This window comes from Paenibacillus sp. JJ1683 (genome assembly GCF_053006485.1).
The window spans coordinates 871,614-887,756 of sequence record NZ_CM129820.1 but is presented as its reverse complement, the minus strand read 5'-3'; the positions used below and the strand labels follow the sequence as shown (position 1 = coordinate 887,756).

Annotated in this window: 14 protein-coding genes and 1 riboswitch; of the genes, 4 read left to right on the top strand and 10 right to left on the bottom strand. The window is 49.2% G+C overall.

The window, feature by feature from the left end:
* Nucleotides 1-112: 112 nt before the first annotated feature.
* The 3 genes from ACUC6J_RS03980 to ACUC6J_RS03970 all read right to left on the bottom strand — a co-directional run bounded on the left by ACUC6J_RS03980 (nt 113) and on the right by ACUC6J_RS03970 (nt 2,696).
* Complete coding sequence (locus tag ACUC6J_RS03980) at nt 113-436, bottom strand: hypothetical protein (protein ID WP_016819326.1); 324 nt, start codon at nt 434-436, stop codon at nt 113-115.
* A 102-nt stretch (nt 437-538) separates the two neighbouring features.
* On the bottom strand, nt 539-1,627 hold the full coding sequence (locus tag ACUC6J_RS03975; protein WP_019686144.1) for a D-alanine--D-alanine ligase: 1,089 nt from the start codon (nt 1,625-1,627) through the stop codon (nt 539-541).
* A gap of 73 nt (nt 1,628-1,700) precedes the next feature.
* The gene (locus tag ACUC6J_RS03970) at nt 1,701-2,696 is read right to left on the bottom strand and encodes an amidase domain-containing protein (RefSeq protein ID WP_016819328.1); all 996 of its coding nucleotides are present in this window, start codon (nt 2,694-2,696) and stop codon (nt 1,701-1,703) included.
* 421 nt (nt 2,697-3,117) lie between these two features.
* Between ACUC6J_RS03970 and acnA the strand changes: the two genes are divergently transcribed.
* A complete protein-coding gene (gene acnA, locus ACUC6J_RS03965; RefSeq protein WP_447249788.1) occupies nt 3,118-5,829 on the top strand; it encodes an aconitate hydratase AcnA in 2,712 nt (903 codons plus the stop codon).
* A 65-nt stretch (nt 5,830-5,894) separates the two neighbouring features.
* On the opposite strand, the gene ACUC6J_RS03960 is transcribed toward acnA, so the two are convergent.
* Entirely contained in the window at nt 5,895-6,251 is a 357-nt protein-coding gene (locus ACUC6J_RS03960) for a DUF1648 domain-containing protein (protein ID WP_016819330.1), read from the bottom strand.
* 197 nt (nt 6,252-6,448) lie between these two features.
* On the bottom strand, nt 6,449-7,285 hold the full coding sequence (locus ACUC6J_RS03955) for a YitT family protein (RefSeq protein ID WP_013369422.1): 837 nt from the start codon (nt 7,283-7,285) through the stop codon (nt 6,449-6,451).
* 506 nt (nt 7,286-7,791) lie between these two features.
* Here ACUC6J_RS03955 and ACUC6J_RS03950 point away from each other — a divergent pair.
* Nucleotides 7,792-7,944 (top strand): hypothetical protein, encoded by a 153-nt coding sequence (locus ACUC6J_RS03950; protein ID WP_010348453.1) that lies wholly within the window; start codon nt 7,792-7,794, stop codon nt 7,942-7,944.
* 207 nt (nt 7,945-8,151) lie between these two features.
* Here ACUC6J_RS03950 and thiC read toward each other — a convergent pair whose 3' ends face one another.
* A complete protein-coding gene (gene thiC / locus ACUC6J_RS03945) occupies nt 8,152-9,996 on the bottom strand; it encodes a phosphomethylpyrimidine synthase ThiC (RefSeq protein ID WP_447249787.1) in 1,845 nt (614 codons plus the stop codon).
* A 187-nt stretch (nt 9,997-10,183) separates the two neighbouring features.
* Nucleotides 10,184-10,295, bottom strand: a riboswitch (TPP riboswitch).
* 117 nt (nt 10,296-10,412) lie between these two features.
* Nucleotides 10,413-11,156: an IclR family transcriptional regulator gene (locus ACUC6J_RS03940; protein WP_016819332.1), complete on the bottom strand. Its 744-nt coding sequence runs from the start codon at nt 11,154-11,156 to the stop codon at nt 10,413-10,415.
* 298 nt (nt 11,157-11,454) lie between these two features.
* On the opposite strand from ACUC6J_RS03940, the gene ACUC6J_RS03935 reads away from it, so the two are divergent.
* Together ACUC6J_RS03935 and ACUC6J_RS03930 are read left to right on the top strand one after the other, a co-directional pair.
* Entirely contained in the window at nt 11,455-12,492 is a 1,038-nt protein-coding gene (locus ACUC6J_RS03935) for an alpha/beta hydrolase (RefSeq protein ID WP_017428436.1), read from the top strand.
* A gap of 253 nt (nt 12,493-12,745) precedes the next feature.
* Nucleotides 12,746-14,125, top strand: coding sequence for a Fe-Mn family superoxide dismutase (locus ACUC6J_RS03930; protein WP_019686141.1), 1,380 nt, complete (start codon nt 12,746-12,748; stop codon nt 14,123-14,125).
* Between the two features lie 11 nt (nt 14,126-14,136).
* Here ACUC6J_RS03930 and ACUC6J_RS03925 read toward each other — a convergent pair whose 3' ends face one another.
* The 3 genes from ACUC6J_RS03925 to ACUC6J_RS03915 all read right to left on the bottom strand — a co-directional run bounded on the left by ACUC6J_RS03925 (nt 14,137) and on the right by ACUC6J_RS03915 (nt 16,082).
* Entirely contained in the window at nt 14,137-14,982 is an 846-nt protein-coding gene (locus tag ACUC6J_RS03925) for a lipoate--protein ligase family protein (protein WP_447249786.1), read from the bottom strand.
* Nucleotides 14,983-15,179: 197 nt separating this feature from the next.
* Nucleotides 15,180-15,773, bottom strand: a complete 594-nt coding sequence (gene folE, locus ACUC6J_RS03920) for a GTP cyclohydrolase I FolE (protein WP_013369415.1) — start codon at nt 15,771-15,773, stop codon at nt 15,180-15,182.
* A 54-nt stretch (nt 15,774-15,827) separates the two neighbouring features.
* Nucleotides 15,828-16,082, bottom strand: a complete 255-nt coding sequence (locus ACUC6J_RS03915; RefSeq protein ID WP_013369414.1) for a YneF family protein — start codon at nt 16,080-16,082, stop codon at nt 15,828-15,830.
* Nucleotides 16,083-16,143: the final 61 nt, after the last annotated feature.

Here is a 16,143-nt window from a genome sequence, read left to right as displayed (position 1 = left end):
GTAGATGGCAAGGCCGCTTTCATTCTGTGACCTAAACCCCTTTTCTACTGATCATACCCGGAAAAGCATCTGCTGATTCGGTGATTTGCACAAAACTGAAAGAAACAAACAGCTAGGATTGCTGCTGTGCTCCAAAAAACATTTCATCTGCCAACGCGGTCTGAATTCTTGACTCCTCTTCGTTCAGCTTACGAATAAGAGTCATTTCTACCTCGGTCACTTCGTCACCTTGGAAATTGATTTCAGCGATACAGCCCACAATCTGAACGATGGCTACTGCCACGTTATCCACGCTGTAAGCGATGACCTTCTGTCCTGTCGGAAAAACACGCAGGCCGGATTTAACCATTTTGCCACGTCCATATTCCAGCAGTTCATAAAGTTCTTGTTCGCTCTTGAATTTGCACACCGAGTTAAATTCAGTTTGAAAGCCCATGTCTAGCCGCCACCTTTCATATTTAAGGGTTTGGTAAAATGCTCAAGTCTATCAATATATATGAACAAAAAGGAGAGTGATCAGCTCCCCTTCGTTTTTCGTTTATGAGTTCTCATAGTGCAGTGCCGACCTGCGTTCATAACGCTCCAGTGCAAGAGCAATCATGCGATCCAGCAGACTTACATAGGATACGCCGGTTTCTCTCCACAATAATGGATACATGCTGAACGGTGTAAAGCCAGGCATTGTATTCACTTCATTAATAAGGATATGTCCATCTGAGCGTCTGACGAAGAAATCGGCACGGGAAATCCCGCAACCTTCCAGAGCACGGAAAGCTTGCAATGCGGCTTCACGGATACGATCTGCCACTTCCTCGTCCAGTGGTGCCGGAATGAGCATTTCCGATTGACCATCGGTATATTTGGCAGCATAGTCGTAGTAATCACTCGACGATACAATTTCACCTGGTACCGAGGCAATCGGCTCATCATTCCCAAGTACGCTGACCTCAATCTCACGGGCATCGACGTACTCCTCTACAATCACCTTCAGGTCAAATTGCAGAGCCAGATCTACAGCCTTTTCCAGTTCTTCCCGGTTACTGGCTTTGGAAATACCTACGCTTGAGCCCAGATTGGCTGGTTTGACAAAGCAAGGATAACCCAACTCAGTCTCTATGTTACGCACCAAGTCATGACCGGTTTGTGCCCACTGTGTACTATTAAAATAGCAGTATTTCACTTGCGGCAATCCTGCATGCTCAAACAGCTTCTTCATGACGCCTTTATCCATACCTGCTGCCGAAGCCAGCACGCCTGCCCCGACATAGGGCATATCAGCCATTTCGAACAGACCCTGAATCGTTCCGTCCTCGCCAAAGGTGCCGTGCAGCAGCGGAAACAGTACATCCAGCGTCTGCTCTCCATACAACTTGCCGAACAACGTATCTAATGCCGCCTTGGTGCCGCCCTCAGCGTGCTCCAGCTTCAATTGGTCTACAGTAGTCAGAGGCGCACTTAACAGCGTCCCTCTACGCCAATCGCCAGCCTTCGTAATATAAAAAGGAATAATCTCGTATTTCTCATAGTTAAAAGCGTTCATTACCGCATACGCCGTTTGCAGCGATACCTCATGTTCGCCCGATTTACCACCGTACACCAGCCCTACGGTCAATTTTTGATTTGCCATGCCTATCCTCCGCTTTCCTGCTTTCGTCATTGTGCCTGATTTGCTTCACTGTACCTGTTATCCATCATCTCATTTAAAAATAGTCGGCGATGTGATAAAAGCGATATACCGTATTGTCCGTCCACGCATACGAATTTTTATAGTCCCAATAACGATGTCTAGAGCTTACCGTATGTGCATTGACTAGCGGCATGCCGCCAGCATCAAAGGCCGTTACCACCGTGCTGTGCTGGAAAGTTCCGTCACCATCCCAATCATAAAAAATGACGTCCCCCAGCATGAGCTGCTCCGGTCGACTCACCTGCTCTGCGGTCAACCCCCAGGAGCTGGAGCCCAAATACCGCTCCAGACTGTTGGAAACCGCCCAGCTATAGCTCCACAGCTCACGTCCAGCGACCCGTCCTTTATACCACCAGCCCGATTCTCTTTTACCAGTATAGTGGATCGGTGCACCACCTGCAAAGAGGCACTGCGAGATATAATTGGTGCAATCCACGTCAAACGCCTCAAACTCCGGGTTAAAGCTATCCCACCACTGATCTGCATAGGCCGCTGCTTCTTCACGACGATATCGACTGGGGCGTGCTGATGAGCCGAAGCCCAGCACACCACGATTCAATAGCGGCAGACTTCCTCCCTGATTAAACGACGCTTGTTCAAAAGGAACCTCTCCTCCCGCCGGCTTTCTTTCTGCCGGATCGCGCTCGATCCTCGTCACCTGCCAGGCTTCGCCCTCGCGTGTAAACGTTAGACGCTCCCGTTCAATCCGATCCTCCCGGTGCGTCATCCCGCCCTTCTCATAAAAGAGCCTCACATGCAGTTGTACATCGACCACTGCCTCATCCGGGGTATCCTGCACTATTCGTAGCGGCTTGGCGCGTGTCTCGCTGCGCAGGGGAACAGCGTCCCGTTCGTTGTACCACTGCTCCAATCTGGCCGCACGTGCCGCCCGCTCCATTCGCTGGCCCACCTCCAGGTACTCATCCGGCTGTGGTACACCATTTACCTCACTGCGATTGTACTGATTCACATAAGCAAAAAGGGCCTGTTTCCATTCCCGCTCCCCCATCCCTATCCCTCCATTTTTCGTCTCGCTATCCTTATTCGGGGATAACCACGCTGATATATAACTTCCTTCTTTCCTCTCTGGTCGGATATGCTCTCTATCTATAAGTATGAATCTCTAAAGCTTGGTATGAACATCGAAACGCAGGGGAACCGAACGTTTTATTTTCCAGTCTGAACACGCATAATTTAGGTCAAAAAAACTTTACGGAACCGTCTGAAAACGGTATACTTAAACCAAAAGCAATCATTTTGAAATCATGTTTCATCTAATGAAACGAATTACATTCATCTCAACCTCTTAACTTACAATGTACCACTGAAGATGAAATTGAGAACGCAACCAATTAAAACCAAATGTGCATGACGTCGAAAAAAGACATCCCTATTTTCCCGCAAGCATCCACTTCAAGGAGGTAATACTTATGTCAGGAAAAGATCAATTCTCCATTGCCCGTAGTTTGGAAGTTAACGGGAAGCCTTATCGCTACTACAGTCTTAAGGCACTGGAGGAACAAGGAAAAAGCGGTGTTGCCAAGCTGCCTTTCTCCATTAAAGTGTTGCTGGAAGCAGCGGTTCGCCAGTTTGACGGACGCGCCATTACAGAAGAACACGTGCAGCAGCTGACAGGCTGGGCTGAGGATCGTGACACCAACAAGGAAATTCCGTTCATTCCTGCACGTATCGTGCTTCAGGATTTTACTGGCGTCCCGGTGGTTGTCGATTTGGCAGCTATGCGTGATACGGTGAAAAAAGCGGGCGGCGATCCGAAACAAATCAACCCGCTCGTTCCCGTCGATCTCGTAATCGACCACTCGGTCATGGTTGATGCCTTCGGTACCAGTGACGCGCTGGACTACAATATTAATGTAGAGTTTGAACGTAACGAAGAACGGTATCGTTTTTTGCGCTGGGCGCAAACGGCATTCAATAACTTCCGTGCGGTGCCGCCGTCCACCGGTATCGTTCATCAGGTTAATCTAGAGTATCTCGCTTCCGTGGCTGCCACCAAAACCATCGACGGCGAAACGGTTGTCTTCCCGGATTCCCTTGTGGGAACGGACTCCCATACGACGATGATTAACGGACTCGGTGTCGTAGGCTGGGGCGTCGGCGGGATCGAGGCAGAGGCGGGTATGCTGGGGCAGCCGCTGTATTTTGTCACTCCCGATGTGATCGGCTTCAAGCTGACAGGTAGCCTGTCGGAAGGAGCTACCGCTACCGACCTGGCGCTGACAGTCACGCAAATGCTGCGTAAAAAAGGAGTGGTCGGCAAATTCGTAGAATTTTACGGCCCAGGTCTGGCCAACATTAGCTTGGCTGACCGTGCGACCGTGGCCAACATGGCACCGGAATACGGCGCAACGATCGGCTTTTTCCCGGTTGATGCCGAAACGCTAGCTTACCTGCGCAGCACTGGACGTTCCGATGAGCAAGTCAGCCTCGTAGAGGAATATTACAAAGCTCAAGGCATGTTCCGCACATCCGATACCCCAGACCCTGTGTTCAGCGATACGCTTGAGCTAGACCTGGCTTCGGTTGTACCGAGTCTCGCAGGACCCAAACGTCCGCAGGACCGTGTTGAGCTAAGCCGCATGAAAGAAACTTTCGAAGGCATTATCCGTACCCCGGTAGACAAAGGCGGCTATGGACTGAGCGATGAAAAGATCGCACAGAAGGTTCCACTGACCCATCCGGACGGCTCCACCAGCGAGCTGGGTACTGGCTCAGTCGTGATTGCAGCGATTACAAGCTGCACGAACACCTCCAACCCGAGCGTTATGCTAGGCGCGGGCTTGCTCGCCAAAAAGGCAGTACAGCGCGGGCTCAAAAAGCCAGGCTATGTTAAAACAAGCTTGACACCAGGCTCCCTTGTCGTGACGGAGTACCTGCAAAAAGCCGGGCTGATCGAACCGCTCGAAGCCCTCGGCTTCCATGTGGCAGGCTATGGTTGCGCGACCTGTATCGGTAACTCTGGACCCCTTCCTGACGAAGTGAGTCAGGCTATTACAGACAATGATCTGACCGTTGGCGCAGTTATTTCCGGTAACCGGAACTTTGAAGGACGTGTGCATGCGCAAGTCAAAGCCAACTATCTCGGCTCACCGCCACTGGTAGTCGCTTATGCTCTCGCCGGCACGGTAAATATTGATTTGGTGAACGAACCACTCGGTTACGATCAGGACAATCAGCCTGTCTACCTAAAAGATATCTGGCCTACTTCCGAAGAAATCAAGGAAGCGATCAGCCTGTCTCTGAGCCCGGATATGTTCCGTCGCAAATACGAAAATGTATTTACGGCCAACGAAAAATGGAATTCCATTCCGGTTCCTGAAGGCGAACTGTATGAATGGGATGAAAACTCAACTTATATTCAAAATCCGCCGTTCTTTGAAGGACTTCAGGATGGTGTGCAGGATATCAAGGAAATCCGTAATGCCCGTGTACTTGCCTTGCTGAATGATTCGGTCACGACTGACCACATCTCACCAGCAGGCAACATCGCCCCTTCCAGCCCGGCAGGACTGTACTTGAAGGAGCATGGTGTAGAGCGCAAGGACTTCAACTCCTATGGCTCCCGTCGCGGTAACCATGAAGTCATGATGCGCGGTACATTCGCCAACATCCGTATCCGCAACAATGTAGCTCCAGGCACCGAAGGCGGTGTGACCAAGTACTTGCCTACAGATGGGGAAATGTCCATCTATGATGCGTCCATGAAATATCAGGCAGCCGATCAGAACCTGATCGTCATCGCCGGCAAGGAATACGGCACAGGCAGCTCACGTGACTGGGCAGCCAAAGGTACGCTGTTGTTAGGTGTTAAAGCCGTCATTGCAGAAAGCTTCGAGCGGATTCACCGCAGTAACCTGGTCGGTATGGGTGTACTGCCGCTGCAATTCCAGGAAGGCTATGGCTGGTCCAGCTTGGGCCTGAACGGTCGCGAAACCTTCGACATCCTCGGCATTGACAATGACGTGAAACCAGGTCAAGAACTTACGGTTGTAGCCAAACGCGAGGATGGCACCAAGTTCGAATTCCCGGTCACTGCTCGTCTGGACAGCACCGTTGACATCGACTACTACCACAACGGTGGTATCTTGCAAACCGTACTGCGTCAAATGATTCAAGCGTAATGATCGAGTGAATAATGAAAATCCCCTCTCAAATGCGGTGTAAACTGCAATGGAGAGGGGATTTTTTACATGCCCGAAGCATTCAGAAGAAAACACATGCCTATGGTCGAGAATACAACAGATATAAGAACTGTAATGAGACCAGGCAGGCTTTTCAACATTTCAGAGCCTTCTTGGCTCTTGAATCGACGTCTGAGAATAGGCTGAAGCAAAAGCATAATCATAAATGATATGAGGCTAAGTCCACATAACAACCATACCTCAGGAGAGGATTTGTCAACAAAACGGTCAGCCACCCCATTAAAACCGTAGTGGATTGCTACCTTTCTGGGCATTGTCGGATACATGAAAAGGTAGATGACGAAAGGCAAAGCGGACACAAGAAAGGACAACACATTAAAAATATTTAATCTATTTCGCATGGAAGTTCTCCTTTTAGAGCTGATTCAATTCATATTATACACATATCAGCAATTTATATTTTTATATCCACGGCTAAGTAAAAGAGAAATTATGCGATTAGCAAAAGACATTCTCACTGCTAAATGCAAAAAAGCCGATCCTCTCAGGACCGGCTTGCCACTGTATTCTCTTATATCCTTGCCTTCGCATTGCTAAACTACTTCGAAATATCCAAAAAGCCCTCTCCAAATACGTCCCGTACGTCATGAATGGTGATAAATGCTGCTGTATCGATAGCTTTTACAATCTTTTTAAGCGCCGACACCTCTTGTTTGCTAATGACGATATATAGGACCTCTTTTGGATTTTTGGTGTAATATCCGTGGCCTGACAGGACGGTAACTCCACGGTCCATCTGCGTAATGACCATCTCAGCAATTTTGTCTTGATGCTCCGAAATGATCATGACCGCTTTTTTCGGATTCAATCCTTCAATCATGAAATCCATAACTTTCGTACCGACGTACAAAATAACGATAGTTAGCATTAATTTTTCCGGGCCAATAATAAAGTAGGAAGAGAAGGCGACAATCAGATCAAAAAACAACAAGGCATAGCTGATATTCCAATCCAGATACTTGTTAGCAATCCGGGCTAAAATGACCGTTCCTGCCGTTGTACCACCGACCCGTACAATTAAGCCAATGCCGACCCCTACCAAAACTCCGGCAAATACGGCATTAATCGTCGGCTCATGCGAATCAATCCGCCAGTTGACTGTTAAATGTAAAAACAGCGAGTTAAAAGCGACCGCAATTATAGTATACAGAGTCGTTCTCTTGTCCAAAAATTTATATCCGACAATCAGCAGCAAGCCATTAATGACCAGATTGACGATCGAGGGAGACCACTGAAACAGGTAGTACAAGATGATCGTGACCCCTGTAACGCCCCCCTCGCCAAATTCATTCGGGATCACATACAGATTAACAGCCAGCGCGAAAAAAAACGCACCCAGAATAATAAATACGATATCTGCAATACTTTTTTTCATATATGCTCTAATCCTCTCTCTAACATTTCAACGGATGAATTGCCAGATGGATTGGCTGACTCTTCTTGCCAAAATACGCTGACAACCAGTTCATGGTATCTACTACCCAACATAAAGTCAATACAACTTTGACACTTTAATTCGCCACCAGACTGCCTTAGTCCAACCTTAGAATTCCGCAAAATTCCGCTAATACAAGGTTATTCGACAAAAAAACACAATCCCGACTACTAAACTGAGAAAACGGGCCTCTAGCCCTTGTTTAGACCCTAGGCACATTTTCCCCTAAAATGACCATCCTCCTAATACACATTTTGGACACATACGACCATCTTCCTGTTTTATGTCAAAAGCGTTTTACTTTGGATAAATGCGGGTATAATGATTGAAACATTACCAAGCAACCTACACGGCATTACGACATCAAGTACATATACATAGTCCTATACAGACGTCCTAAGCAACTCAATCTGAATTTGACAAAATGGAATTGGAGGAATGACCACATGAATACAATGAACTTAACTGTCCACACCCTGATGCCTTTTCACCACCAATACCAACGTGCCAACGCGGTGAGTATGCAGAAGAAAGAAGACAGCTCGGAGAAGAAGCTCAGCTTTCAGGACATTTTGAATGAAAAAATGGGTAAAAAATAAAGCTCCGTTAATCCGGTAGCATGATCCCGCTTTACATAAGCTGAAAAGCCGTAGTTTTCTACATCGACTGTAGAGAACCACGGCCTTTTTTTACTCACGCGTTTCTAAACCTTGCTCATACGTTTATGGAAATAAACCTCTGACGAGCTTAACTGTACTTTTCGTTGAGGCTTCCCAGTTGATTGACTTTTGTATCGCTACCGATTTTTACTGCCCAGCTTCCCGATACTGCTCTGCCTTCTCTCGCATCCCGGCGGCAACGGCTTCCTCAGTATTCAGTCCCTTTTCGGCCGCATAGGCACGAATGTCCTGCGTGATACGCATACTGCAAAACTTGGGACCGCACATCGAGCAAAAGTGGGCTTCCTTGGCCCCCTCTGCTGGTAGCGTTTCATCATGGTAGGACAATGCCCGCTCAGGGTCAAGCGAGAGATTGAACTGATCGCGCCAGCGGAATTCAAAACGCGCCTTGGACAAAGCATCGTCCCGCTGCTGTGCCCGCGGATGACCCTTCGCCAGATCGGCAGCATGTGCGGCAATTTTGTAGGTAATAACTCCTTCGCGGACATCATCTTTGTTCGGCAGACCCAAGTGCTCCTTCGGCGTAACGTAGCACAGCATGGACGTCCCGAACCAACCGATCATGGCTGCCCCGATAGCTGAGGTAATATGATCATATCCTGGTGCGATATCCGTCGTCAGCGGCCCTAAAGTATAAAAGGGGGCTTCCTTACAAATCTCCATTTGTAAATCCACATTCTCCTTGATTTTGTGCATAGGGACATGTCCTGGCCCTTCAATCATGACCTGGACATCATGCTTCCATGCAATTTGCGTGAGCTCGCCCAACGTCTCTAGCTCTGCAAATTGTGCTTCATCATTCGCATCATAGATACTCCCTGGACGCAGACCATCCCCGAGAGAAAAGGCCACATCGTAGGCTTTCATAATTTCACAGATTTCTTCAAAATGCGTATACAAAAAATTCTCCTGATGGTGTGCAAGGCACCAGGCTGCCATGATCGACCCGCCCCGGGATACAATTCCCGTCATTCTATTCGCCGTCATCGGTATATATCGCAGCAATACACCCGCATGGATCGTAAAATAGTCCACTCCCTGCTCCGCCTGCTCAATCAGCGTGTCTCGATACAGCTCCCACGTCAGCTTCTCAGCTTCGCCGTTCACCTTTTCCAGTGCCTGATATAGCGGCACCGTTCCAATCGGTACGGGAGAATTCCTGATGATCCATTCGCGCGTTGTATGAATATTCCGGCCTGTAGACAGGTCCATGACGGTGTCTGAGCCCCAGCGCACAGCCCAGGTCATCTTCTCCACTTCTTCCTCGATGGAGGACGTAACTGCGGAATTCCCAATGTTCGCATTGATCTTTACGTGAAAATGGCGTCCAATGACCATGGGCTCGCTTTCCGGGTGATTGATATTTGAAGGTAAAATAGCTCGTCCAGCCGCCAGCTCCTGTCGTACAAACTCGGGCTCTACAACTTCGCGGATCGCCGCAAATTCCATTTCAGGCGTAATGATCCCTTGCCGCGCATAGTGCATTTGCGTCACAGTACGCCCTTGCGAAGCCCGTAGCGGACGGTTGGTCACGCCGGGAAATTCCACTGTCTCCCGTTTGGAGCCGGGTTTCAGTCCATTATCCTCCGGCTTGACGGCGCGGCCCTCATAAGCCTCCACATCCCCCCGTTCCAGTGCCCAAGCTCGCCGTAATGGTGGCAATCCCTGACGGATATCGACCTGGTAGGCTTCGTCCGTCATCGGACCGCTGGTATCGTATACACGCAGTGGCTCATGATACTCGGTTCCCTGCGGCGTATGTGTGGGTTGCAGCGCGATTTCACGCTCTGGCACGGCAATGTCTGGCCGAGAACCTTGAATATACACCTTACGGCTCCCCGGAAAGGGCTGTAGCCCACTGGCTTGCTCCGCTTTGGCCTTCTCTCCCTCTACTTCTATTATTCCCGCCAATCCTGCATCTGCTGATTTCATTCCTGTTTCTTTTGTTCCTTTTGTTTCTGTCGGTTTCATGATCCATTCCTCCCGTATCGTTGAAATGACACACCGATCCGGAACCATTCCCAGGGTGGCGCTGATCTATGCAAAAAAGCCGGTTCCCTAGGGAACCGGCTAATCAAACGAGACAGCTATCCAAACCGATCGCACGTGGAATAATCATATTCCAATGCGCGGCCGTAGACAGCAGCTGCGTATACATTTCAATGGCCGATTACTTCCCTACGCTGGTATGATCCAGATCAGGTGCAAAGGGTCCGGAATCTTGCCTGATTCCATCTCAGCCCGCATTACAGGCTCCCCCAGTAACTGTGATACTTTCTATTCACATGAATTGGTGGCTATAACAGACATACCGCCATCTCTATCAGACTACTTTAAATTTATAGCTTTGGCAACCCTTGTATGCTTTCCTTTTGTATTGATTACTGTCACGGAAGCATAAGCCCCATTTCCTTGGCTGCTTCGATCAAAATCGGTGCAAACTCATGCAGCGTCTCGGGCGCAAGTCGACTGACCGGGCCGGATACAGATAAAGCCGCCGTGACCTGTCCCTTTCGGTTCACAATAGGCGCGGCCACAGCCGCAGCTCCTGGCTCACGTTCTTCATAGCTGGTCGCATAGCCTTTCTCACGAATGTCCTGCAGCTGGGCTTTATAAACCTCCGGGTCTACCGAAGGTGGCCATTCTTCACTGCTTAGCAATACCTCCAGCTCCTGTGGTGGCATAAAGGCCGCCAGCACCTTGCTGGAGGCTCCCACAGCCAGCGGCATACGCGCACCTACAGGCGCAACCCTGCGGATCGCCTGATTGCTCTGCACGGCTTGTATGCGAATACGCATGCTTCCATCCCGCAGGTACAAGCTGACCGTTTCCCCTAAGCGATCACGCAGTCCTTCCATTGCAGGCTGTAACAACACCGCCGGCTCATCGCTTTGGGACAGATGCGTGGACAGCTCCCATATGCGAAAACCAAGCCTATATTTTTCCGTTTCGGCATTCCGAACGACAAATCCCCGATCCTCCAGCGTAGTCAAAAGACGATGAACAGTGCTTTTATGTAGACCAATTTGGGAGGCAATCTCCGTTAGACCAAGATCAGATTCTGCGGTAAAACACAGCAGTATATCAAGTGCACGCTCTACAGCGCGGACGGTTAATTTACGGTCTTCCATCGTGAACCGCTCCTCTTGTATCCATATTCGTTTCACACTATGAAACATGGTTACATAAATTATATAGAATAGTCGCGGCTACTGTAAACCGATGTTTTTGTGACAACCATATTACAGAACAAGAACAAACATCGACAATTCTTTGCATCATTTTTACTTTTCCGGTTCAGGCGTTGACTTTGGATAATAGCCATCATACGATAATAGGTATCTATACGGACATACCCTACTATTTTCAAGTGGAATTATACCTAAATTTTATGATTCGAAGATCAATTTTATATAAGGAGGCTCTTACATGATTTCGACATCCCAGCGCAACGCTCAGCTACAGACCGCTGTTCAGGAGCCGTCCACCCCACTCTTTAATCCCCGTATGCTGCGGTTCAAGCACGTTGTGATTGCTCTGCTGCTGTCGGTCGTATTTTTTCTGTTGTTTTGCTTTATTGCCTTGCATGCTTACATCGCCTGGGTGCTTACGAATCCCACCGTCGCACCCTTGTACTCTAATCCGATGCAGGCCAAAGGCATGCCTTATGAAGATGTCAGCTTCCCAGCCAAGGATGGTAGCCGTATCGTACAAGGCTGGTATATCCCGGCGGATCAATCGCGGAAAACCATTATTTTCAGTCATGGTTACGGGGCTAATCGCGAAGAAAGCTGGATTCCTATGTATGATCTGGCGCATTATGCCCACAGTCTGAACTTTAATGTGGTCATGTTTGATTATGGATTCGCGTCACAAAACAGCAAGGCCGTCGCAACCGGAGGTAAGGCGGAATCCCAGCAGCTTCTTGGAGCGATTCAGCTTGCGAAGCAACGCGGCTCGTCGGAAATTATCGTATGGGGCTTTTCTATGGGAGCAGGAACCGCTCTTCAGGCGGGCTTGCAAACCAAGGATGTGGACGCAATGATTTTGGACAGTACCTTCCTGCTGGAGCCAGATACACTGTACCATAACATTCACAATCAAATTAATCTGCCGAGACATCCGTCTTTGGAAATTTTGGAGTTGCTGTTTCCAGTCTTAAACGGCACCAGCTTGCATCAGATTCCATATCAAGAGGTTAAAAAGGAGAACTATCCGTTTCCAATCATGTTTGTGCATGGTACACAGGATGAAAAGGCTCCTTACCCCATTGCGGAAAAGCTTGCTGCCAATCAAACCAACCCGCTTTCCAGTGTATGGATTGTCAAAAACGGGATACATGAGCTTATTTTCAGAGAGCATCCCCGTGAATATTTGCGACGGGTATCGACATTTCTAAGCAGTGTGCAGGAGCTGGAGGACAAGAAAACCACTGCTGCTGCCCATAAACAAACGACTACGAAGTAAGAAATTATTTTCAAAACAAGTAATCATCGTCTTAAAGAAGCCTGCCTATGGACACTTAACCCGTGCCGTAGACGGGCTTCTTTTTTTTATTTTCCATGAGTAATTATTGTTCTGCGCAACAGGTATAACCTGATGAAGGAAGTTCATAGACATATTCACGGTGAGACGGCGAATATACTGGGTACATATGCATCCAGGACAGATCTGCTAGATCTGCCGGATAGCCATAGTGGGATACGGGAGGTAAAAACGAATGCTGAGTACTTATGGGTCTTTCCTGCCCTTACGTGTGCTGGAGGAAATTCGTCATTGGAAGCAGCAGGAAAGTTGGCACGTGGAAGTGATTAAATCTGCTACTGAAGGGCTAGAGCCTGCTTATGTGCGGCTGCTGGATGATTGGCGAACCGTATTTGAACAAACGGAACGCACCGCCATCGAGCTGCTCGAAGAGCAACGGAGTGCGCTTGATCCGGCAGAACAGGCATGGCAGCATCAATGGAAAAAAGAGTCGTCTGTTCCTCAAGCACATACACACCAGCTGGATGAATCATCAGCACATTCAAGGGGATCAGACGCATCAGCGACTGGAGAGAAATCGTTGTCTGAATCAGGCTTGAATTCACAGCCTGCCTCACAGGAATTAAATCGTCGATTGGACGATTTGCTGCAAACCGCGAACCGTCAATCACAAGAATATGTACGGCAGCTAGGTTTGCTGACTGAACACAGTCATGCATTGCGTCAACAGCCAAAATCCGCCGGAGTTGTAATACACGCAGCACATGAAAGTCAATATTTCCTGATCTCAACCACTCCCTTTCAAGAGCCCGGCTCCATCGCGCGAGCCGCTGGGCTGTATCATGTAGCGGCAGAGGGTAAGGATTACCCAGAACAAGCGTTTCGAGAGCGGCATGCCGGCATGAGAGGAGAAGGTTCTGGGGCCACTAAAGGCGTCCAGTCCGGCCAGGCGCAACCTTCGCCAGCAGAAAAGTCCTTAATTGGTCGCCCGGTCCCTATTGGCGGACATCGGCTCCCTCCGCTTCCTTACCCTTATAATGCGCTTGAACCGTACATTGATGAAAAAACGATGCGTATTCACCATGACAAGCATCATTTGAGCTATGTGAATGATCTGAATAAAGCGGAAAAGAAACTGGAAGAAGCCCGAAAAACAGGTGATTTTGACCTCGTAAAGCATTGGGAACGTGAACTGGCATTTAACGGTGCAGGTCATTATCTGCATACTCTTTTTTGGACGATCATGAGCCCTCAAGGCGGTGGAAATCCAAGCGGACCGCTGGCTGAACAGATTAAAAAGGATTTTGGCAGCTACGATGCCTTCAAAAAGCAATTTAGTTCAGCAGCCGAAAAGGTCGAAGGCGGCGGCTGGGCCATTCTGGTGTGGAGTCCGCGCGCCGGGCGGCTTGAAATTTTGCAGGCCGAAAAGCACCAGAACCTGACTCAATGGGAGTCTATTCCGCTGCTGGCGATCGATGTGTGGGAACACGCATATTACTTAAAGCATCAGGCTGAACGCAATAAATACATCGAAGATTGGTGGCATGTCGTCAACTGGCCTGAAGTGGAAGCGCGCTACGCTCAAGCCTCCAAGCTGAGATGGCAACCATTCTAAGCTAAAACAAATTATACCTGCAAATCGTATCGCTCTCTGAGCGCTTCTATTTGTCCAGTCAATTCTTCCGGTTGCACCAGCGAGCCATTGGCAGGCAAAATGGCCGCCCGACTCTCGACTACACGGCGTAGCGATGCTGTGTACGCCTCGACAGACGGCACTCCGGCCAGCTCTGCCAGGCTGCCCATCGTTGCCGGATTAACCCGGGGATAATCCGGCTGCTGCACGCCTGCCGGTGTATCCCCGGCTGCCTCCCGATAAAACTGCTGCACCGCCTGTGCGCGCTCTGCTCCGTGGCCCTCAATCATCACAAAGGCCGTGATGATATACGCCTTGGCCTGACGCCGCTGCGCAATGCCGCAAAACTTGCGTCCTCGGACGCTCACATCGTAATCCCCGGGACAGAAGGACCCGATGATTTCTCCAGTCTGCGCCTCGGCAGACCACGGGGCCAGCGCATCGGCAATCAGCCCTGCCATGAGCCGAAAATCCTCATGCAGGCTGATGGCCCGCTGCGGATTCGGTAGGATCAAGGACAGGTTCAGTACCCCCCTGTCCAGCATGACAGCTGCTCCACCTGAAGGACGCACGCATACCGACGTTCCTGAACTGCGCACTCGCTCCATCGCCTGTGGAGCGTTGGGAAGCCTGCGGTCCCGGTGACCAATCACAAGCGCTGCCGGATGCCGCCATACATGCAAAATGGGCGCAGCTCCTTTCCCTACTTGCCGACAAGCCAGCTCCTCCCAAGCCAGCGGAAACAATACGTCTTCCTGAGTAGTCATCAGTGGCGCTTCCAACCATTGCAACTCAGGCAATGCTGTTGTTGTTTCTGTTGAGCTATGTAAATGATCCATACGTTATCCCCTATCTTAAAAATAACTGTTATCCATAGGCTAATCGTAATTTTCAAGGCAGCATGCTGCTATTTTTTTATTTCATCTTCTTCACAGTAGCTATCCCATTGTCACTATTACCGATGTTAACAAAAAAAGGCGGCTACGCCTATGCGTAAACCACCTTTTTTTATCACTAACCATTGCATTCTGTTCAATTATTCCTTGATCAGGGACAAGAACTCTGCGCGTTGTGCTGCATTATCACGGAACGTACCGCGTACGGCAGATGTTACCGTTTTGCTGCCAGGCTTTTTGACACCTCTGGCACACATGCACAAGTGTTCGCCTTCCACGACCACCATAACTCCGTGAGCGGAGACCGCTTCATTTAGAATATCAGCGATCTGCGATGTAATACGCTCCTGTACCTGCAATCGGCGGGTCACCGCCTCCACCAAACGGGCTAGCTTGCTTAGTCCTACAATTTTACCGCTGGGTACATAGCCGATATGCACTTTTCCGAAGAAAGGAGCCATATGGTGTTCACACTGACTGTAGTAGACAATATCCTTCACGATTACAAGCTCCTCGTGATTCTCGTCAAATGTCACACCCAGCGCATCCCGTGGATCAACCTCATAACCCGCAAATATTTCCTCATACATGCGCGCAACGCGTGCCGGTGTTTCCAACAAACCTTCACGCTTGGGGTCCTCACCGATCAGTTTTAAAATCTGCTCCACATGGTACTCGATTTTATCCCGGTTATCCGCAGCTTTGCGGTTAATATAATCTTTTACGCCAGCCACAGTAATCCTCCTCTATGCAGCAACCTCATGCGGCATCCGTACTCACGTTGCTCATTATTTCCGACGGCCCTGATTTTTACGCGCACCAGGCTGATTTTTGGAGAACTGTTGGTTCTTCATCATCTGCTGGGCTTTTTGCATCTGTTTCCCATTCAGGTTGTAGCCCATCTGTTTGGCCATTTTTTGCAGCGTTTCAGGGTCGTTCTGCATCTTTTCAAGCTGTTTGCGAAGATAATAAGCACCGATGAAAAATCCCCCGACCAAGCCAACAATCAGGGTAATAATCGGAATGACAATATTCCACACCACGAAGTCGTCACCTCTGTATATTTATATGAGACATCTTGAATTACACGAACTTATCATAGCA

Coding starts and splice junctions, on each gene's coding strand:
- ACUC6J_RS03980 (WP_016819326.1), bottom strand. CDS start 436: ATGGGCTTTCAAACTGAATTTAACTCGGTGTGCAAATTCAAGAGCGAA.
- ACUC6J_RS03975 (WP_019686144.1), bottom strand. CDS start 1,627: ATGGCAAATCAAAAATTGACCGTAGGGCTGGTGTACGGTGGTAAATCG.
- ACUC6J_RS03970 (WP_016819328.1), bottom strand. CDS start 2,696: ATGGGGGAGCGGGAATGGAAACAGGCCCTTTTTGCTTATGTGAATCAG.
- acnA (WP_447249788.1), top strand. CDS start 3,118: ATGTCAGGAAAAGATCAATTCTCCATTGCCCGTAGTTTGGAAGTTAAC.
- ACUC6J_RS03960 (WP_016819330.1), bottom strand. CDS start 6,251: ATGCGAAATAGATTAAATATTTTTAATGTGTTGTCCTTTCTTGTGTCC.
- ACUC6J_RS03955 (WP_013369422.1), bottom strand. CDS start 7,285: ATGAAAAAAAGTATTGCAGATATCGTATTTATTATTCTGGGTGCGTTT.
- ACUC6J_RS03950 (WP_010348453.1), top strand. CDS start 7,792: ATGAATACAATGAACTTAACTGTCCACACCCTGATGCCTTTTCACCAC.
- thiC (WP_447249787.1), bottom strand. CDS start 9,996: ATGAAACCGACAGAAACAAAAGGAACAAAAGAAACAGGAATGAAATCA.
- ACUC6J_RS03940 (WP_016819332.1), bottom strand. CDS start 11,156: ATGGAAGACCGTAAATTAACCGTCCGCGCTGTAGAGCGTGCACTTGAT.
- ACUC6J_RS03935 (WP_017428436.1), top strand. CDS start 11,455: ATGATTTCGACATCCCAGCGCAACGCTCAGCTACAGACCGCTGTTCAG.
- ACUC6J_RS03930 (WP_019686141.1), top strand. CDS start 12,746: ATGCTGAGTACTTATGGGTCTTTCCTGCCCTTACGTGTGCTGGAGGAA.
- ACUC6J_RS03925 (WP_447249786.1), bottom strand. CDS start 14,982: ATGGATCATTTACATAGCTCAACAGAAACAACAACAGCATTGCCTGAG.